Annotated in this window: 18 protein-coding genes; 6 read left to right on the forward strand and 12 right to left on the reverse strand. The window is 68.8% G+C overall.

Annotated elements, in window-relative coordinates; all coding sequences use genetic code 11:
• Positions 1-54 precede the first annotated feature (54 nt).
• Genes AC1RJ9_RS13100 through AC1RJ9_RS13125 form a run of 6 tightly spaced genes read right to left on the reverse strand, consistent with a single transcriptional unit; the run spans position 55 to position 4,436 of the window.
• Complete coding sequence (locus tag AC1RJ9_RS13100; RefSeq protein WP_492837329.1) at positions 55-270, reverse strand: hypothetical protein; 216 nt, start codon at positions 268-270, stop codon at positions 55-57.
• A gap of 11 nt (positions 271-281) precedes the next feature.
• Positions 282-1,775 carry a sensor histidine kinase gene (locus tag AC1RJ9_RS13105; protein ID WP_492837330.1) on the reverse strand — a complete coding sequence of 498 codons (1,494 nt, stop codon included), beginning with the start codon at positions 1,773-1,775 and terminating at the stop codon, positions 282-284.
• Between the two features lie 9 nt (positions 1,776-1,784).
• A complete protein-coding gene (locus AC1RJ9_RS13110) occupies positions 1,785-2,534 on the reverse strand; it encodes a TVP38/TMEM64 family protein (RefSeq protein WP_492837331.1) in 750 nt (249 codons plus the stop codon).
• Positions 2,531-3,589, reverse strand: coding sequence for a quinone-dependent dihydroorotate dehydrogenase (locus AC1RJ9_RS13115; protein WP_492837333.1), 1,059 nt, complete (start codon positions 3,587-3,589; stop codon positions 2,531-2,533). The genes AC1RJ9_RS13110 and AC1RJ9_RS13115 overlap by 4 nt, the downstream gene beginning before the upstream one ends.
• Positions 3,586-3,930 carry a DUF952 domain-containing protein gene (locus tag AC1RJ9_RS13120; RefSeq protein WP_492837334.1) on the reverse strand — a complete coding sequence of 115 codons (345 nt, stop codon included), beginning with the start codon at positions 3,928-3,930 and terminating at the stop codon, positions 3,586-3,588. Before AC1RJ9_RS13120 ends, AC1RJ9_RS13115 begins: the two co-directional genes overlap by 4 nt.
• Positions 3,927-4,436, reverse strand: coding sequence for a SixA phosphatase family protein (locus tag AC1RJ9_RS13125; RefSeq protein WP_492837335.1), 510 nt, complete (start codon positions 4,434-4,436; stop codon positions 3,927-3,929). Before AC1RJ9_RS13125 ends, AC1RJ9_RS13120 begins: the two co-directional genes overlap by 4 nt.
• A 79-nt stretch (positions 4,437-4,515) precedes the next feature.
• On the opposite strand from AC1RJ9_RS13125, the gene metX reads away from it, so the two are divergent.
• From metX to AC1RJ9_RS13140, 3 genes are read left to right on the forward strand one after another with little or no spacing between them, the layout of a single operon-like run.
• A complete protein-coding gene (gene metX, locus AC1RJ9_RS13130) occupies positions 4,516-5,664 on the forward strand; it encodes a homoserine O-acetyltransferase MetX (protein WP_492837336.1) in 1,149 nt (382 codons plus the stop codon).
• Complete coding sequence (metW, locus tag AC1RJ9_RS13135) at positions 5,661-6,353, forward strand: methionine biosynthesis protein MetW (protein ID WP_492837337.1); 693 nt, start codon at positions 5,661-5,663, stop codon at positions 6,351-6,353. The genes metX and metW overlap by 4 nt, the downstream gene beginning before the upstream one ends.
• Entirely contained in the window at positions 6,350-7,096 is a 747-nt protein-coding gene (locus tag AC1RJ9_RS13140; protein WP_492837338.1) for an endonuclease/exonuclease/phosphatase family protein, read from the forward strand. Before metW ends, AC1RJ9_RS13140 begins: the two co-directional genes overlap by 4 nt.
• Here AC1RJ9_RS13140 and AC1RJ9_RS13145 read toward each other — a convergent pair.
• The 3 genes from AC1RJ9_RS13145 to AC1RJ9_RS13155 form a co-directional block, all read right to left on the reverse strand.
• Positions 7,086-8,597, reverse strand: coding sequence for a phospholipase D-like domain-containing protein (locus AC1RJ9_RS13145; protein ID WP_492837339.1), 1,512 nt, complete (start codon positions 8,595-8,597; stop codon positions 7,086-7,088). The genes AC1RJ9_RS13140 and AC1RJ9_RS13145 overlap by 11 nt on opposite strands.
• 60 nt (positions 8,598-8,657) lie before the next feature.
• Positions 8,658-9,002, reverse strand: a complete 345-nt coding sequence (locus AC1RJ9_RS13150; RefSeq protein WP_010918409.1) for a P-II family nitrogen regulator — start codon at positions 9,000-9,002, stop codon at positions 8,658-8,660.
• Positions 9,003-9,074: 72 nt separating this feature from the next.
• Positions 9,075-9,881, reverse strand: a complete 807-nt coding sequence (locus tag AC1RJ9_RS13155; protein ID WP_492837341.1) for a class I SAM-dependent methyltransferase — start codon at positions 9,879-9,881, stop codon at positions 9,075-9,077.
• 69 nt (positions 9,882-9,950) lie between these two features.
• Between AC1RJ9_RS13155 and gloB the strand changes: the two genes are divergently transcribed.
• From gloB to AC1RJ9_RS13170, 3 genes are all read left to right on the forward strand, one after another.
• On the forward strand, positions 9,951-10,700 hold the full coding sequence (gloB, locus tag AC1RJ9_RS13160; RefSeq protein WP_492837342.1) for a hydroxyacylglutathione hydrolase: 750 nt from the start codon (positions 9,951-9,953) through the stop codon (positions 10,698-10,700).
• The gene (locus AC1RJ9_RS13165; protein WP_492837343.1) at positions 10,697-11,179 is read left to right on the forward strand and encodes a cupin domain-containing protein; all 483 of its coding nucleotides are present in this window, start codon (positions 10,697-10,699) and stop codon (positions 11,177-11,179) included. The genes gloB and AC1RJ9_RS13165 overlap by 4 nt, the downstream gene beginning before the upstream one ends.
• Positions 11,180-11,323: 144 nt before the next feature.
• Positions 11,324-11,764 (forward strand): hypothetical protein, encoded by a 441-nt coding sequence (locus tag AC1RJ9_RS13170; protein ID WP_492837344.1) that lies wholly within the window; start codon positions 11,324-11,326, stop codon positions 11,762-11,764.
• A 22-nt stretch (positions 11,765-11,786) separates the two neighbouring features.
• Here the strand turns inward: AC1RJ9_RS13170 and AC1RJ9_RS13175 are convergent, their stop codons facing one another.
• The 3 genes from AC1RJ9_RS13175 to AC1RJ9_RS13185 all read right to left on the reverse strand — a co-directional run bounded on the left by AC1RJ9_RS13175 (position 11,787) and on the right by AC1RJ9_RS13185 (position 14,655).
• Complete coding sequence (locus AC1RJ9_RS13175) at positions 11,787-12,776, reverse strand: LacI family DNA-binding transcriptional regulator (protein ID WP_492837571.1); 990 nt, start codon at positions 12,774-12,776, stop codon at positions 11,787-11,789.
• A gap of 238 nt (positions 12,777-13,014) precedes the next feature.
• Positions 13,015-13,797 carry a DUF4908 domain-containing protein gene (locus AC1RJ9_RS13180; RefSeq protein WP_492837345.1) on the reverse strand — a complete coding sequence of 261 codons (783 nt, stop codon included), beginning with the start codon at positions 13,795-13,797 and terminating at the stop codon, positions 13,015-13,017.
• 135 nt (positions 13,798-13,932) lie between these two features.
• A complete protein-coding gene (locus AC1RJ9_RS13185) occupies positions 13,933-14,655 on the reverse strand; it encodes a beta-ketoacyl-ACP reductase (protein WP_492837346.1) in 723 nt (240 codons plus the stop codon).
• Between the last annotated feature and the right edge of the window lie 118 nt (positions 14,656-14,773).

Consider the following 14,773-nt stretch of genomic DNA (forward strand, 5'->3'; position numbering starts at 1 on the left):
CGGTTTCGGCGCCTGCCACGCCCTGCCTTTTAGAGATGGACCCTGATCGAACGATCAGGGCTCCAGGCCCGCCTCGACCTCGGCGCGGGAGAAGACTTCCTCCTGGCCGTCGATGAGCAGTTCGGTGTCGGAGGCTTCCTGCACCGCGACCATGGCCGCCACCCGGCGCAGGGCGCTCGGGACATCGGGCGCCTCGACGGTGATCTCGTGGATCGGCGCGCCCCCAGTCGAGGCGCCGATCTTCACCGCGATGGTCCAGGTGGTGGTCATCGCACGTCCTCCTAGGTGGCCGAGGCGTCGGCGGCCTTGTCATCCGGCTCCGGCAGCGGCTCGGGCGCGCCAGCCAGGGTGAGGTCGAACACCGAGCCGCCGGGTCCGGTCTCGACCAGCGCAAGATCTCCATGATGACCCTGGGCCAGCTCGCGGGCGATGGCCAGACCCAGTCCCGTGCCGCCGCGCCGCACCGAGCCGACGAAGGGTTGGAACAGGTTGGCGCGGGCGCGCTCGGGCACGCCGGGGCCGTCGTCCGACAGGCGCAGGATGCTGTGGCCGGCGTCGCGGCGCAGCTCGACGAAAACCTTGCCCTTGCCGCCCCGGTCGGTCGCGCCCTCGATCGCCTCGCGGGCGTTGCGGAACAGGTTGGTGAGGATGCGGTGCAGCTGGTCCGGGTCGGCGACCACCTGTTCGCGCGGACCGATGACGGTCTCCAGGGCGACGCCCTGCGGGGTCAGGCCGGCGTCCTCGGCGGCCATGTCCAAGGCCGGACGCAGCGGGATGATCCGCGTCACCGGCTCGGGCTCCTTGGACTTGCCATAGGCCATGACGTCGGAGGCCAGGGTGATGGCGCGGTCCAGGGCTCGTTCCAGGCGGGGCAGGGCCTGAGCCACCTTGGGATCGCCGAGGGCGGCCAGGCGATCGGACGCCATCTGGGCGCTGGTCAGCATGTTGCGCAGGTCGTGATTGATCTTGGCCACCGCCTCGCCGAGGGCGGCCAGACGAGCCTTGGACGCGAGCGCCGCCAGCAGGTCGACCTGCATGCGGTCCAGCTCGGCCTCGGCGCGGCCGATCTCGTCGCGGCGCTTGGAGACGGCGATGCGCGCCTCCGGATCGCCGGGGTCGACCCGGAAGGCTTCCATGGCGCGGGTGATCCGCTGCATCGGCCGGACCAGGAAGACGTTCAGGAAGGCGTAGACGAACAGGCCGGCCAGGGCGGCGACGAAGATGGTCACGCCGGCCAGTCGCCAGAAGTACTCGACCAACGCAGCCTTCAAGGGAGCGTCCGGAACCACGACCTCGACGAACTCGGCCTTGCGGAAGCGCGGCTCGGCCATCACGCGGACCATGCTGCCCTTGGGGCTGGTCAGGGTGAAGAACGGCGCGGCCAGCCACGAACCGGGGTTCTGGCGGCGCAGGTCCACGAGATACGGCGTCTTGAACGGTTCCTTGGGCGGCAGGACGAGACGCCGGGCGCCCTCGGCCTGGACGGCGACGGTGACCGCCCCGGCCTGGTCGAACATCTGGTTGGCGACGGCGTCGCTGACCCGCAGGTCCGGATCCGACTCGGCGATGGTCGAGGCCAGTTCCCCGGCCCGCACGCGGTCCAGCAGCCACTGCTCCTCATAGGCCGCCAGGGTCGGCGGCAGGATCAGCAGGCCGCCGAAGGTGACGACGATGGCGGTGAACAGCAGCAGGCGCGCCGACAGGCCGCCGGGCCACGGAAATCGCTTCCGGGGCGGGGCGGGCTCAGTCTCTGACGGCGAAACCGTTTCGACCATCCGGGGCGGCTACTTCTCGTCCAAAGGCTTTGGCAGGGGCGCTGCTCCGCGCCGCTTGCGCCAATGGCGCCACAACGGCGGCAGAAAGGCCAGAACGCCCATGCCGACAATGGGAAGATAAATCCGTGGCGAGAAGAGGGTCTCCAGCGTCACCGGGCCGCCCCGCGCGAAGAGATGGCCCAGTCCCGCGCCGATGCCGGCATAGACGAAAGAGCTCGGGATCATGCCCAGCACCGAGGCCAGAATAAAGGTGCGGGTCGGAATATTCATCAGCCCGGCCGCGACATTGACGATCAGCAGCGGAAAGGCCGGGATCAGGCGCAGGGTCAGCAGGTAGTTGAAGGCGTCGTGCTTGAAGCCCTCCTCAACCCGCGCCAGGAACGCGCCGGGCCTGCGGCGCAGCATGTCGCCAAACGCGGTGCGGAACACGAGATAGATGATGGTCGACCCGCCGGTGGCGCCGGTCACCGCCGCGAATCCGCCGCCTATGGGTCCGAACAGAAAGCCGCCCGTCAGCGACAGGATCAGGGCTCCCGGCAAGGAGACGGCGACGGAAGCGATGTAGATCGCCAGATAGATGGCCGCGCACAGCAGCGGCTTTTCGCGCGCGAAAGTCTGGAGTTCGGCGCCGCGAGCGCGCAATTCCTCGAGCGAGATATGATCGGCGACGCCGCTGGCGAAGGCGGCCACGAACAGGATCACGATGACCACCAGCGGGCCAAAGCGGCGCAGCAGCATTACAGCCCGGTCTCGCGTCATGCGGCGCCGACCGCGTCCTCGACGGCGGCGAAGCCATCGGCCCGCAGGCGGGCGGCGAGATCGCGCTTGATGCGGGTGACCAGACCGGGGCCGCCATAGACGAGGGCCGAATAGAGCTGCACGGCCCGCGCGCCGGCGCGGATCTTGGCGTAGGCCCCGGCGCCGTCGGCGATCCCGCCCGCGCCGATCAGGTCCACACGCCCGGCCGCGGCGGCATGGAAGCGCTTCAGCACCTGGGTCGAGGGTTGCAGCAGCGGCGCGCCGGAAAGGCCGCCACTCTCCTTGGCATGGGCCGACTTCAGGCTGTCAGGGCGGGCGATGGTGGTGTTGCTGACGATGATGGCGTCCAGGCCCGCGTCGACGACAGCCTCGACGATGGCCTCGACCTCGCCGTCTTCCAGGTCGGGCGCGACCTTCAGGAAGATCGGGTAGTCGGCGCCCGAGGCGACCTTCATCGCCTCGCGGGTCTCGGAGATGCGACCCAGCAGTTCTTCCAGCGCCGCCTTGGTCTGCAAGGCGCGCAGGCCCGGCGTGTTGGGCGAGGAGATGTTGGCGGTGAAGTAGTCCGACAGGCCCCACAGGCGGGTCAGGCCCGTGACGTAGTCCTCGATGCGGTCGCTGGCGTCCTTGTTGGCGCCGATGTTCGCGCCAACGATCCCGCCCTTGCCCTGGCGCTTACCGAGCCGCGCCGCGAAAGGTTCAAGGCCGCCATTGTTGAAGCCCATGCGGTTGATGACCGCTCGATCCTCGGTGAGGCGGAAGAGACGCGGGCGCGGATTGCCGGCCTGGGCCAACGGCGTGACCGTGCCGGCTTCCACGAAACCGAAGCCGGCGGCCAGCATGGGATCGGCGACCTCGGCGTTCTTGTCGAAGCCTGCGGCCAGACCCACGCAGTTGGGCAGCTCCAGGCCGGCGATCTTCACCGCCAGGATCGGATCGTCGGGACCGGTCTCGCGGGGGCCCAGGCCCATCCTGAGGCCGCGAATGGCCCAGCCGTGGGCGTCCTCGGGATCGAAGGCGTGCAGGGCGCGCGCGGCGAGGTCATGCAGGTTCATGCGAGGTGATCGCCCAGTCGAGGAACGCCGTCGGCGTCGAGACCAAGATCGGCCTCGGTGATCACCTCGCTGGCCAGCAGCGGGCGATAGAGATGCGGGAATAGCGCCCCGCCGCGCGAGGCTTCCCACTTCAGGTCCGCGCCCAGGCCCTCGGCCTCGACGCCCAGCAGGACGAGGTCCGGCTGATCCTTGAAATATCTGGCGGCGGTCTCCTGGGCCTGGTCGGCGGCGGAGAGGTGGATGAAACCGTCCTGGTGGTCGACGGCCGAGCCTTCGAATCGACCCACGGCCTTGGCGGCGTCCCACTCGGCGCGGGACAGGATCTTGTAGATCAGGGTCATTCGCCGCCGGCTCCGCCGTTCTCGTGCGCGTAAAGGAGGTGCTCCAGCACGGGGCCCCTGTCGGTCCAGCCGAACACCACCGTGGTCGAGGTTGGGAAACGGCCGCGCAGCTTGTTGGTCTGGATCGGCGAGGCCTCGCCTTGCTGGGCCAGACGCAGGGCCAGTTCGTGCAGGCCGGGATTGTGCCCGACCACCATGACCGTGGCCACGCTGTCGGCGTACGCCTCGATCACCTGGACGACCTCTTCCGGATCGGCGTGATAGAGGTCGCGGAACTGCTCGACCCGCGCCTTGGGAAAGTTCGGCGCGACGCGCTCGGCCGTCTCGCGCGTGCGGCGGGCCGAGGAGACCAGAATCAGGTCAGGCGCGAGGCCGGCCCGCGCCAGCGCCTGGCCCATGACGGCCGCGTCGGCCCGGCCGCTGTCGGCCAGGGCGCGTTCGAAATCGCCGCCGCTCTGGGCGTGCCGCTCGGCCTTGCCGTGGCGCATCAGGATCAGTCGCTCCATGCGACCTCCATAGCCGTCCCTCGCCTTGTCAGGAAGCCAGTGGTTGACACCTTGTTCGCCAAGGGGTCCAAGGCGGGCCATGGCTGCGCTCGATCTGGTTACACCCGCCGGCGGGGGAACCTGGCGGTTTCCCGCGAACGAACCCCTGCGGCTCGATTCCGGCGCCATGCTCGAGGGCCTGGAGATCGGCTACCAGACCTATGGCGCGCTCAACGCCGACAAGTCCAACGCCGTCCTGATCTGCCACGCCCTGACCGGCGACCAGTACGTCGCCTCGCCGCACCCGACGACGGGCAAGCCCGGCTGGTGGCTGCGGATGATCGGTCCCGGCAAGCCGCTGGACCCAGCGCGGCACTTCATCATCTGCACGAACGTGATCGGCGGCTGCATGGGCTCGACCGGGCCGGCCTCGATCAACCCGGCCACCGGCAAGGTCTACGGGCTGGCGTTCCCGGTCATCACCATCCCCGACATGGTCCGCGCCCAGGCGATGCTGGTCAGCGCCCTGGGCATCGAGACCCTGTTCGCGGTGATCGGCGGCTCGATGGGCGGGATGCAGGCCCAGCAGTGGGCGGTGGACTATCCGGAGCGGCTGTTCAGCGCCGTGGTGCTGGCGTCCGCTTCCCGGCACTCGGCCCAGAACATCGCGTTCCACGAGGTGGGCCGCCAGGCGATCATGGCTGATCCGGACTGGCGCGGCGGCGCCTATGCCGAGCATGGCGTGCAACCCGGCAAAGGCCTGGCGGTGGCGCGGATGGCCGCGCACATCACCTATCTGTCCGAGCCCGCCCTTCAACGAAAGTTCGGCCGCGAGCTGAAGCGCGACGGCCTGTCCTGGGGTTTCGACGCCGACTTCCAGGTCGAGAGCTATCTGCGTCACCAGGGGGCCAGCTTCGTCGACCGGTTCGACGCCAACAGCTATCTCTACATCACCCGGGCCACCGACTATTTCGACATCGCCGCCAGCCACGGCGGGGTGCTGGCCAAGGCCTTCACCGGAGCGCGCGACGTGCGCTTCTGCGTGCTCAGCTTCACCAGCGACTGGCTCTATCCCACCGCCGAGAGCCGTCATCTGGTCCGCGCCCTGACCGCGGCCGGGGCCCGCGCCGCCTTCGCCGAGATCGAGAGCGACAAGGGCCACGACGCCTTCCTGCTGGACGAGCCGGTGATGGACGCGGCGCTGGCGGGCTTCCTGAGTTCGGCAGAGCGTGACCGGGGGCTGATTTGACCCCAAATTCCCAGAATAAAGTTCGGGAGGACTTCCGCGAGATCCTGCGCCTGGTGCGCCCCGGCTCGCGGGTGCTGGACGTCGGCTGCGGCGAGGGCGCGCTGCTGGACCTGCTGAGTCACGAAAAGCAGGTCGACGGCCGGGGGCTGGAGATCAGCGCCAGCGGCGTGGCCGCCTGCATGGCGCGCGGCCTGTCGGTGGTGCAAGGCGACGCCGATCTGGACCTCGACCACTTTCCCGACCGCTCGTTCGACTACGCGGTGCTGTCCCAGACCCTGCAGGCGACGCGCCATCCGCGCCACGTGCTGGACGAACTGCTGCGCATCGCCGACCGGGCCATCGTCTCGTTCCCGAACTTCGGCCACTGGCGCGTGCGCTGGTCGTTGCTCAGCCGAGGCCGGATGCCCGAGACCAAGGCCCTGCCGATGCCGTGGTGGTCGACGCCGAACATCCACCTCTGCACCCTGGCCGACTTCCTGGCCCTGACGGCCGAGCTCAACCTGCGCGTCGACGCCTGCGCCGCTTTCGCCGGCGCCGGTCCGGCCCGACCGATGAATCCGGCCAGCGCGCTCGAGAACTGGCGGGCCGAGACCTGCCTGTTCATGCTCAGCCGCAACGGCGCGACCACCCAAGGAAAGTCTTCCGGCAAGGAACTTCCGCCGGTCTCGGGCGATCTGTTCGACGGATGAAGACGCTTCGTCTCATGACCTACAACGTCCACCGCTGCGTGGGCACGGACCGCAAGCTCGATGTCGAGCGTGTGGCCGAGGTCATCGCGGCCGAAAAGCCCGATGTCGTCGCCCTGCAGGAACTGGACGTCCTTCGCGCCCGCACCAAGGGCGTCGACCAGGCCCATCGCCTCGCCGAGTTGCTGAAGATGAGCTTTCACTTCCACCCGGCCATGACCGTGGAGGAAGAGCTCTACGGCGACGCCATCCTGACCGCCCTGCCCGAGCGGCGGGTCAAGGCCAAGAGCCTGCCGCTCTACAAGCGCGTGCCAGGCTTGGAGCCCCGCGGCGCCCTGTGGGTGGAGGTGGATGTCGGCGGGACCAAGGTCCAGATCATCAACACCCACCTGGGCCTGATCCCGCAGGAACAGAAGCGCCAGGCCGCCGCCCTGCTGGGTCCGGACTGGATGGGCGCGGACGAGTGGCTGGCCCCTGGCGTGGTGCTGGGCGACTTCAACGCCACGCCCTATTCGGCGACCTACCGGATGCTGCGAACGGCCCTGCGCGACGCCCAGGCGCCGACGCCAAGCTGGCCGCGACCGGCCACGGCGACCTTCCCGTCCAGCTTCCCGTTCATGCGCATCGACCATGTCTTCCTGACCAAGGGCCTGGAGACGCGCGGGGTCAATTCGCCGTTCAGCCCGTTGGCCCGCGTGGCCTCCGACCACCTGCCGCTGGTGGTCGAGCTGGAGATCACGGCTTAAGCCGCTTCGGAGGTTCCGGCGGCGGCTGGGTAAGCCTGGCGATGTCGCGCCGCAGGCGCGTCCGGCGGCCCCAGGGTCGCCAGGCGTCGTCGGGCGCGATGGCGTCGCCCAGGCTCCAGTCGGCGATGAACTTCTGAACGCCGCTCAGGTGGCGCGCCGGCACGGGCTGCAGCCGGCGCGGCGGGCCGCCCTTGACGTCCAGCGCATTGATCGCCGCGCCCAGGCCGCCTTCGCGATCCATGGCCTCCAGGACGTCGGCGGCCGAACGATCGATGAAGTGACCGACCAGACGGCCCAGGAAGGCGCGGACCGTCTCGCGCTCCAACTCGCTCCAGGCCTCGAAGGCCAGGTCGCACTCGCTGTCGAGCCCGATCGAACGGTTGTTGAGGTTGGCGCTGCCGATCCGCAGCATCCAGTCGTCCATGATCGCCACCTTGGAGTGGACGATGATCGGCGCCCCCTTGGGGGTGTGGGCCGAGAAGGCCGAGAAACGCCCATGGACGTCGACCTCGCGCAGGCGGTTGATGGCCGAGGTCCGCGCGCTGTCCATGGTCATCTGGTCGAAATAGCTGGGGCTGCGCGCCGGTCCGACCGTGACCACCTCGGGACCATCGGGCTCGGCGAGGCGCTCGGCCAGGGCTTCGACGATGATCGGCGAGGTCAGGTACTGGTTCTCCAGATAGATCAGCCGCTTCGCGCGCCGGATCGCCGAGAGGTGCAGCATAAGGCACTCGATGATCTCCGGGCGGCCTTGCCACGCGGCCGAGGTGCGGGCCACGGCGACCGGCAGACGGCGCAGATCGGGCGGCAGATCCTCGGGCCAGGGCGTCTCGTCGGGGCGGTCGGGGCGCTCGACCGGGTCGCCGCCCGAGGCCTCCCAGCGGTCGACGAACAGGTCGGCCATCGCCTCGCCCGCCCGGCCATCGACCAGGATCGAGACCTCGTGGCGGGCCGGATAGTGACGGCCGGTCGGCAGGCGACGCAGCGGATTGTTGTCCAGGTGCAGGGTGTCGTCCCAGCGGTCTACGCCGATGTCGCCGCCGCTGACGAGAGCGGTCACGCCGTCGATGATCACCGCCTTCTGGTGATGGCAGGCGCTGGCCGGCAGGGTGGCGTCCAGCCGGTACTTGACGCGGGAGCCCGCGAAGAAGGCCGCGCCGCGATGCGGGCCGAACAGCTGCGAGGCGGCGATCGGGAGCGGCATGTCCCAGGTCAGCACCCGCACGTCGAGCGCGGGATTGAGCGCCGCCTGTCGCCGCAGGATCAGGCCGATGCGGTCGGCGTGGCTGGGATCACGGCTTTTCTTGACGCGGTCGGGGTCCAGGCGCGTCAGGGGATCGAACACCCAGGCCAGGATCCAGATCGACTTCCTGGCCGACAGGATCAACGGCTTCAGCGCGTCGAACGCCTCGTCGTTGTCGATGAACAGGGCCACGCGATCAGCGGGCTCGACCCGCCAGCAGTTGTATCCCGGTTGGAAGACGGAAGGTCCCGGATCCATGTCGCCCCAAATCGCCGTGAACCACGACAACGCGCAGGGCGGCTCATGGCTCCGCTTGTCTTACCCCGCGATGGCCGCCGCGTCGCGTTCGCCGGTGCGGATGCGCAGGGCTTGTTCCAGGTCCATGACGAAGACCTTGCCGTCGCCGATCTTGCCGGTGTTGGCGGTGCGCTGCAGAGCCTCGATGACGGGCTCGAGCACGTCGGTGGGCACGGCGATCTCCAGCTTGACCTTCGGCAGCAGCTTCACCTCGTATTCGGCGCCGCGATAGACCTCGGTCTTGCCCTTCTGGCGGCCGTAGCCGCGCACCTCGGTGACGGTCAAACCCGACGCGCCCGCCTCGGTGACCGCTTCAAGCACCGCATCCAGGCGGCTCGGCTTAATCACGGCGACGATCATCTTCATGGCGGTGTTCCCGGGAGCGAACGGTTGTCAGGACCACAAGCTAGGCGTCCGCGCGCTTCGCTCCAAGTGAGATCAGACGTCCCGACCGTTCGGCGCCTGAGGAACGGGCGCCTGATGAACGGGAACGGACCGGCCACCTTCGTGCCGCGCGGGGGTCGGCCCGGCCGGACTGGGCAGCAGGACGCCGGGCGCGAACACCCGCGCACGAGCGCGATGGCCACGCGGCTTGACCGCGAAGGTCTGCTTGATGGCCTCCATCAGGATCACCCCGGCGAAGCGCGGCCACAGGCGCGCGCCAACCTGTTCGAAGCCCTCGGCCCACGACGCCATGGCCCCGACCGGAGGCACATAGAGCGCCCGCGTCCAGCCGGCCGGCTCCAGGTCCGCCTCTCGAATCAGCGATTCCAGCTGGCCGCGGCTGTAGGGGCGGCCGTGGCCGAACGGCGTGGTCTCGGCTCCCGTCCAGACGCCGTCGCGCGACGACACCGCCACGATCAGCCGTCCCGTCGGGGCCATCACCCGGCCGATCTCGGCCAGCAGGGCGGCCGGGTCGTCGGCCTCTTCCAGGGCGTGGACGGCAAGAACACGGTCGAACATGGCGTTGGGCAGCGGCAAGGCGGTCTCTTCGACCAGGCAGGCCTGGTTGCGGCCGCCGTGCGGCCAGACCTCGACGCCCTGCTGGGCCGGCATGGCGGCCACAACCCGGCGGGCATTGCCCCGGGCGGCGTCCAGAAAGGGGGTGGCGTAGCCGACGCCTAGCACGTCGAGGTCCCGCGTATTACCCCATGCCTCCTCCACCTTGCGGGTCAGCATGGTCCGCGCCGCGCGGCCCAGCGGGGCGGCGTAGAAGGCTCTCAGATCCAGCACGTCGCGGCGCATTGAGTCTCCCGAGCGTCGAGGCCATCCTTGTAGGCGCGCCCGCGTCGGCGCGATAGAGCAAGCCCTCTCATGCCCCTGACCGTCCACCAGTTCCCGTGCCTGTCCGACAACTACGGCTTCCTCGTGCGCGACGAGACCAGCGGCAAGGTCGCGACCATCGACACGCCGGACGCCGACGCCATCCTCGCCGAGCTCGACACGCTGGGCTGGAGCCTCGACTTGATTCTCAACACCCACTGGCACCCAGATCATGCCGGCGGCAACGCGGCGCTGAAGAAGGCCACGGGCGCGACCATCACCGGCCCGGCCGAAGTGACCCGCATCGCGCCGCTGGACCGCGTGGTGCGCGGTGGTGACATCGTCCTGCTGGGCGAGACCCGGTTCGAGGTCATCGACTCCGGCGGCCACACCCTGGGCCATATCGCCTATCACGACGCCGCCGACGGCATCGCCTTCGTCGGCGACACCCTGTTCGCCCTAGGCTGCGGCCGCCTGTTCGAGGGTACGCCCGAGCAGATGTGGGAGTCGCTATCCCGCATCACCGCCCTGCCCGACGACACCGTCGTCTACTGCGCTCACGAATACACCGCCGCGAACGCCCGCTTCGCCCTCTCGGTCGACGACGACCCCGCCCTCAAGGCCCGCGCCGACGCGGTGTTCGCGGCCCGCGAGCGCGGCGAGCCGACCGTGCCCACCACCATCGGCGCCGAGAAGGCGACCAATCCCTTCCTGCGCGCGCCGCGGCTGCGGCCGGCCGCCTCCACCCCCGCCCAGGCCTTCGCCGAGATCCGGGCCGCCAAGGACAGCTTCAAGGGATGAGTGACAGCGTGATCGACTCCAACAAGACCGTACGGGGCGTCTCCGGCGACCTGGGCGCCAAGGAAATCATCCGCATGTTGGACATGCAGCCCCATCCCGAGGGCGGCTGGTACAAGCGGACCTTCGAAGACGAGCCCGGTCCCGACGGCCGCGCCCATTCCACCTGCATCTACTACCTGCTGGAGGCCGAGCAGATGTCGGCCTGGCACCGCGTCGACGCCGTCGAGACCTGGCACTGGTACGCCGGCGCGCCGATCTCGATCACCCTGTCGCCGCCCGACGGCCGAGGCGCCACGGCCTATGTCCTGGGTCCAGACCTGCGAGCCGGCTGTCGGCCGCAGGTCGTCGTGCCGACGCTGTGGTGGCAGACCGCGGTCAGCCTGGGCGCGTGGACTCTGGTCGGCTGCACCGTCGCGCCGGGCTTCCGCTTCGAGGGCTTCGAGCTGGCCGCGCCCGACTGGAGCCCCTCGAAAACCTAAGCCCTCCATACCTGCGTCAACCGGTCGCGGATGCTCAGATAGGGTACCCATAGTGGGCAACTTGGTCGCATGGCGTCGTTCATCGAGCCATGCAATCCTTTTCACGTCGCGCTAAAACGACGACCCTGGGGAACCGAGTAACCTATGTCCGATGAGTACATCAACGCTCGCGCGGCCAGCCGCTACGCGACGGACTACATTCTACGCTGGGTCGAGATCGCCAACGAAGTCCATGGTTCGGACCTCCTGTACGCCCTCGTTTTCACTACCCTTTGGGCCGGCAACTGCTCGCATATCCGCGGCGGCCTCTACGCCGAGGTCGACGAAGTTCCGCCGGACCATGAGCGCCGCCCGCTGACTGTGCGCCAAGTCGCCGACTCGCTGGCCCTGCCTTACGAAACCGTTCGCCGCCGTTTCGTCGAGATGCTGGAGAAGGGCATGGCCCAGCGCGTCGGCCGCGAAGGTTTCATCGTCCCGCAGTCGGCCCTGTCCAAGCCCGAGGTTCTGCAAGGCCTGAAGCGTTCGCACCAGAGCCTGGCCCGATTCCTCAAGGAATTGAAGTCGATCGGCGTCGAAGCGACGTAAAGTCCCCGTCGGCGCTCTAGCTCTAGACGCTGGAGCCGCGCACCACCAGCTCGACCGGCGACAGGGTCCCGGGCGCATCCTCGCCGGCCATGCGGCGGAACAGCAGGTCGACCATCGCCCGGGCCCCGAACGCCAGGTCCTGGCGGATCGTGGTCAAGGGCGGAGTGCTGTGACGGGCCAGGACGATGTCGTCGAAGCCCACCACCGCCACCTCGCCCGGCACGCTCTTGCCGGCCTCGGTCAGGGCGCCGATCGCCGCCAGGGCGATGATGTCCGAGAAGGCGAAGGCGGCGTCGAACGACACACCGGTCGCCAAGAAGGCCGTGATTGCTTCCTGGGCCTCTTCCATGGCGCAGGGCGCTGGCGCGACCAGACTCGCGTCGAAAGGAAGGCCCGCCTCGGCCAAGCCCATCTTGTAGCCCTCGAAGCGCTGGGCGGCCTCGGGCGCTTCAACCGCACCGAGGAAGGCGATGCGCTTGCGGCCGGCGCCGGCCAGGTGCGCCACGGCCAGTCGACCGCCCTGGACGTTGTCGCTGCCCACCGCGCAATAGCGCTGGCCCGGCAGCGGGGCGCCCCAGACCACCATCGGCTTGTAGGTGTCGGCGACGACGTTCAGCGCCTCGTGCTGGTCTCTCTGGCCGATCAGAACCAGACCATCGGCGCGGTGCGACTGGATGATACGGTCCAGCCAGCCCGGCTCGGTTACGATCACCTTGTTGAGCAGAACGGAGTAGTTGCGGCGCGTGATCTCGTCGGCCAGTCGCCCGACCATCTCCAGTAAGAACGGGTCGGAGATCAGCTGCCCCGCCTCGTGGGCCAGCGGAATGATGACGCCGATGGTGTCGGTCTTGCGCAGGCGCAGGGACCGCGCCGACTGGTTGACGACATAACCGTGGGTCTGGGCGATCTCGACGATCTGGTCGCGCAGCGTCTTGGGGATCAGCGGATTGCCCGCCAGCGCGCGCGACACCGTCGAGATCGACACGCCCGCCATGCGGGCGATGTCGGCCATCTTCAGCCGCCCACGTTCAGGAACCTCGGCGAGCTCGGAGCTATCCATGACCAGACAATAGAACCTTGCGGATGCACGAAAAGCCTCGCTGGCGTCGCACTACGCGGGGTTGATCCCATGCGGCGGCGCCATCGTGGCCGTGTGTCATCAAGCTAGACCATTCGGGTAAACGGTCGCTGAGGACTTATGGTTACGCTTGGAGAACGGCGTTCGCCAGAATTCGGTACGCCGCGACAGATCAGCGGTTCATGACCTTGATGATCCGCTTTGACGAAGGCCGGCCGGCCAGGCCCTGATCCGGCGAATAGGTGATGGTCAGGGCCCCGTTCTTCAGCGCCGCGGACGGCTTGCGGCCCTCGGCCAGCAGGACACGGAAGACCTTGGCGATAATCGAGCGGTCGCCCTTGCGAGCCATCCGTTCGAAAGCCTCGGCCACGACGGTGGCGGAGTCGGCGGCCAGGACAGAGGTCTCGGGCCGCACGTCCTCGACGGTCGAGAACTCGATGTCGCGTTGGGCCGCGCGGCTGGCGCGGGCCGTGGCGATGCGGACGCGCTGGACGAACACGCTGAACGACATGATCGCCGGCGGCTGGATCGACGAGGCGCGGCCCGACAGGGCGGCGGCCGCGCCCATCGGGGCGTCGTCGGTGAACAGGATCATGCCGCCCAGCTTGGTCACCCGCAGCACGGGCTCGCCCAGGTCGTTGCGGTAGATGACATCGCCGCGCGAGGCCGGCTGGGCCGACAGCACCCAGACCTCGGCGCTGTTGTCGAACTTCATCAGCGGCTGGGGCGCGGCCTGGTCGAAGATGAAGGCGCCGCCGCTTTCGGAGACATAACGCCCTACCGGCGGAGCAGCGACGCGGCGGGCCTCGGCCGGTCCCTTGTGACCAAGCAAGGCGTCCCGCAGCGAGTGCGGCAGCTGCTGGGCGTTCGCGGACGCCGTCATGACCATCAGAGCCGCGATCGCCAGGGGCACACGGGCCCCGAGGTCAGCCAACTCCGCCTTACAGAATTTCATGCGATCCGTACTGCCCGCCGACTGGGGCGAATCTTGGACGCGTTAACGCCCATTCCCCGAAGCCGGCGGCATGAGGCCCAACCGCAACAGTCGGCGTCAAGCCTTGGGCTTCAGGGAACCGGGATCAGGCCCGCATCAGGCCATGTACTGGCCGCCGTTGAGGCTGAGCGTGGCGCCCGTGACGAAACCCGCGCGTTCGCCCGACAGGAACGAGACCATGTCGGCGATCTCCTCGCCCTTGCCCAGGCGACCGACGGGGATGCCGGCGATGATCTGGGCCAGAACGTTCTCCGGCACCGCCGCCACCATCTCTGTGTCGATGTAGCCGGGGCAGATCACATTGACCGTCACGCCCTTCTTGGCGTTCTCGAGCGCGAGCGCCTTGGTGAAGCCGATCAGGCCGGCCTTGGCGGCTGAATAGTTGGTCTGGCCCATCTGGCCCTTCTGGCCGTTGATCGAGCTGATGTTGACGATGCGACCCCAGCCGCGGTCGCGCATGCCCTCGATCACCGGGCGGGTCATGTTGAAGGCCGAGTCCATGTTGACCCGGATCACTTCGGACCACTGCTCGTAGGTCATCTTGTGCAGCATGCCGTCGCGGGTGATGCCGGCGTTGTTGACCAGGATGTCGATGGGGCCAAGCTCGGCCTCGACCGTCTTCACGGCGGCGGCGCAGTCGTCGAACGAACCGACATTGCCCTTCACCACCATGACGCCCAGCGTCTTGGCGCAGGCCGCGGCCGCTTCCTCGTTGCCGGAATAGCCCGCCGCCACCTTGTGTCCGTCGGCGATCAATCGCTCGCAGATCGCCCGGCCGATCCCGCGGGTGCCGCCGGTCACGAAAGCCACTCTCGTCATCTGATCTCTCCCGAACGCAGTTTTCTTATGGTTCACGTGATCCGCGCGCCTCAGCAAGAGGAAGCGCGCGGATCACGCCTAAGGATGCGCGACGCCTTGTGACTCAGCGTGTTTGCGT

The organism is Caulobacter sp. GW822-FHT07D08 (assembly GCF_058798735.1).

What these genes read in the sequence shown, in the direction of transcription:
- AC1RJ9_RS13175 (WP_492837571.1), bottom strand. Translation starts at nt 12,776, where the DNA reads ATGGCCGACATCGCCCGCATGGCGGGCGTGTCGATCTCGACGGTGTCG.
- AC1RJ9_RS13125 (WP_492837335.1), bottom strand. Translation starts at nt 4,436, where the DNA reads ATGGAGCGACTGATCCTGATGCGCCACGGCAAGGCCGAGCGGCACGCC.
- AC1RJ9_RS13170 (WP_492837344.1), top strand. Translation starts at nt 11,324, where the DNA reads ATGTCCGATGAGTACATCAACGCTCGCGCGGCCAGCCGCTACGCGACG.
- AC1RJ9_RS13155 (WP_492837341.1), bottom strand. Translation starts at nt 9,881, where the DNA reads ATGCGCCGCGACGTGCTGGATCTGAGAGCCTTCTACGCCGCCCCGCTG.
- AC1RJ9_RS13140 (WP_492837338.1), top strand. Translation starts at nt 6,350, where the DNA reads ATGAAGACGCTTCGTCTCATGACCTACAACGTCCACCGCTGCGTGGGC.
- AC1RJ9_RS13105 (WP_492837330.1), bottom strand. Translation starts at nt 1,775, where the DNA reads ATGGTCGAAACGGTTTCGCCGTCAGAGACTGAGCCCGCCCCGCCCCGG.
- AC1RJ9_RS13115 (WP_492837333.1), bottom strand. Translation starts at nt 3,589, where the DNA reads ATGAACCTGCATGACCTCGCCGCGCGCGCCCTGCACGCCTTCGATCCC.
- AC1RJ9_RS13150 (WP_010918409.1), bottom strand. Translation starts at nt 9,002, where the DNA reads ATGAAGATGATCGTCGCCGTGATTAAGCCGAGCCGCCTGGATGCGGTG.
- AC1RJ9_RS13145 (WP_492837339.1), bottom strand. Translation starts at nt 8,597, where the DNA reads ATGGATCCGGGACCTTCCGTCTTCCAACCGGGATACAACTGCTGGCGG.
- AC1RJ9_RS13180 (WP_492837345.1), bottom strand. Translation starts at nt 13,797, where the DNA reads ATGAAATTCTGTAAGGCGGAGTTGGCTGACCTCGGGGCCCGTGTGCCC.
- gloB (WP_492837342.1), top strand. Translation starts at nt 9,951, where the DNA reads ATGCCCCTGACCGTCCACCAGTTCCCGTGCCTGTCCGACAACTACGGC.
- metX (WP_492837336.1), top strand. Translation starts at nt 4,516, where the DNA reads ATGGCTGCGCTCGATCTGGTTACACCCGCCGGCGGGGGAACCTGGCGG.
- AC1RJ9_RS13165 (WP_492837343.1), top strand. Translation starts at nt 10,697, where the DNA reads ATGAGTGACAGCGTGATCGACTCCAACAAGACCGTACGGGGCGTCTCC.
- AC1RJ9_RS13100 (WP_492837329.1), bottom strand. Translation starts at nt 270, where the DNA reads ATGACCACCACCTGGACCATCGCGGTGAAGATCGGCGCCTCGACTGGG.
- AC1RJ9_RS13120 (WP_492837334.1), bottom strand. Translation starts at nt 3,930, where the DNA reads ATGACCCTGATCTACAAGATCCTGTCCCGCGCCGAGTGGGACGCCGCC.
- AC1RJ9_RS13185 (WP_492837346.1), bottom strand. Translation starts at nt 14,655, where the DNA reads ATGACGAGAGTGGCTTTCGTGACCGGCGGCACCCGCGGGATCGGCCGG.
- AC1RJ9_RS13110 (WP_492837331.1), bottom strand. Translation starts at nt 2,534, where the DNA reads ATGACGCGAGACCGGGCTGTAATGCTGCTGCGCCGCTTTGGCCCGCTG.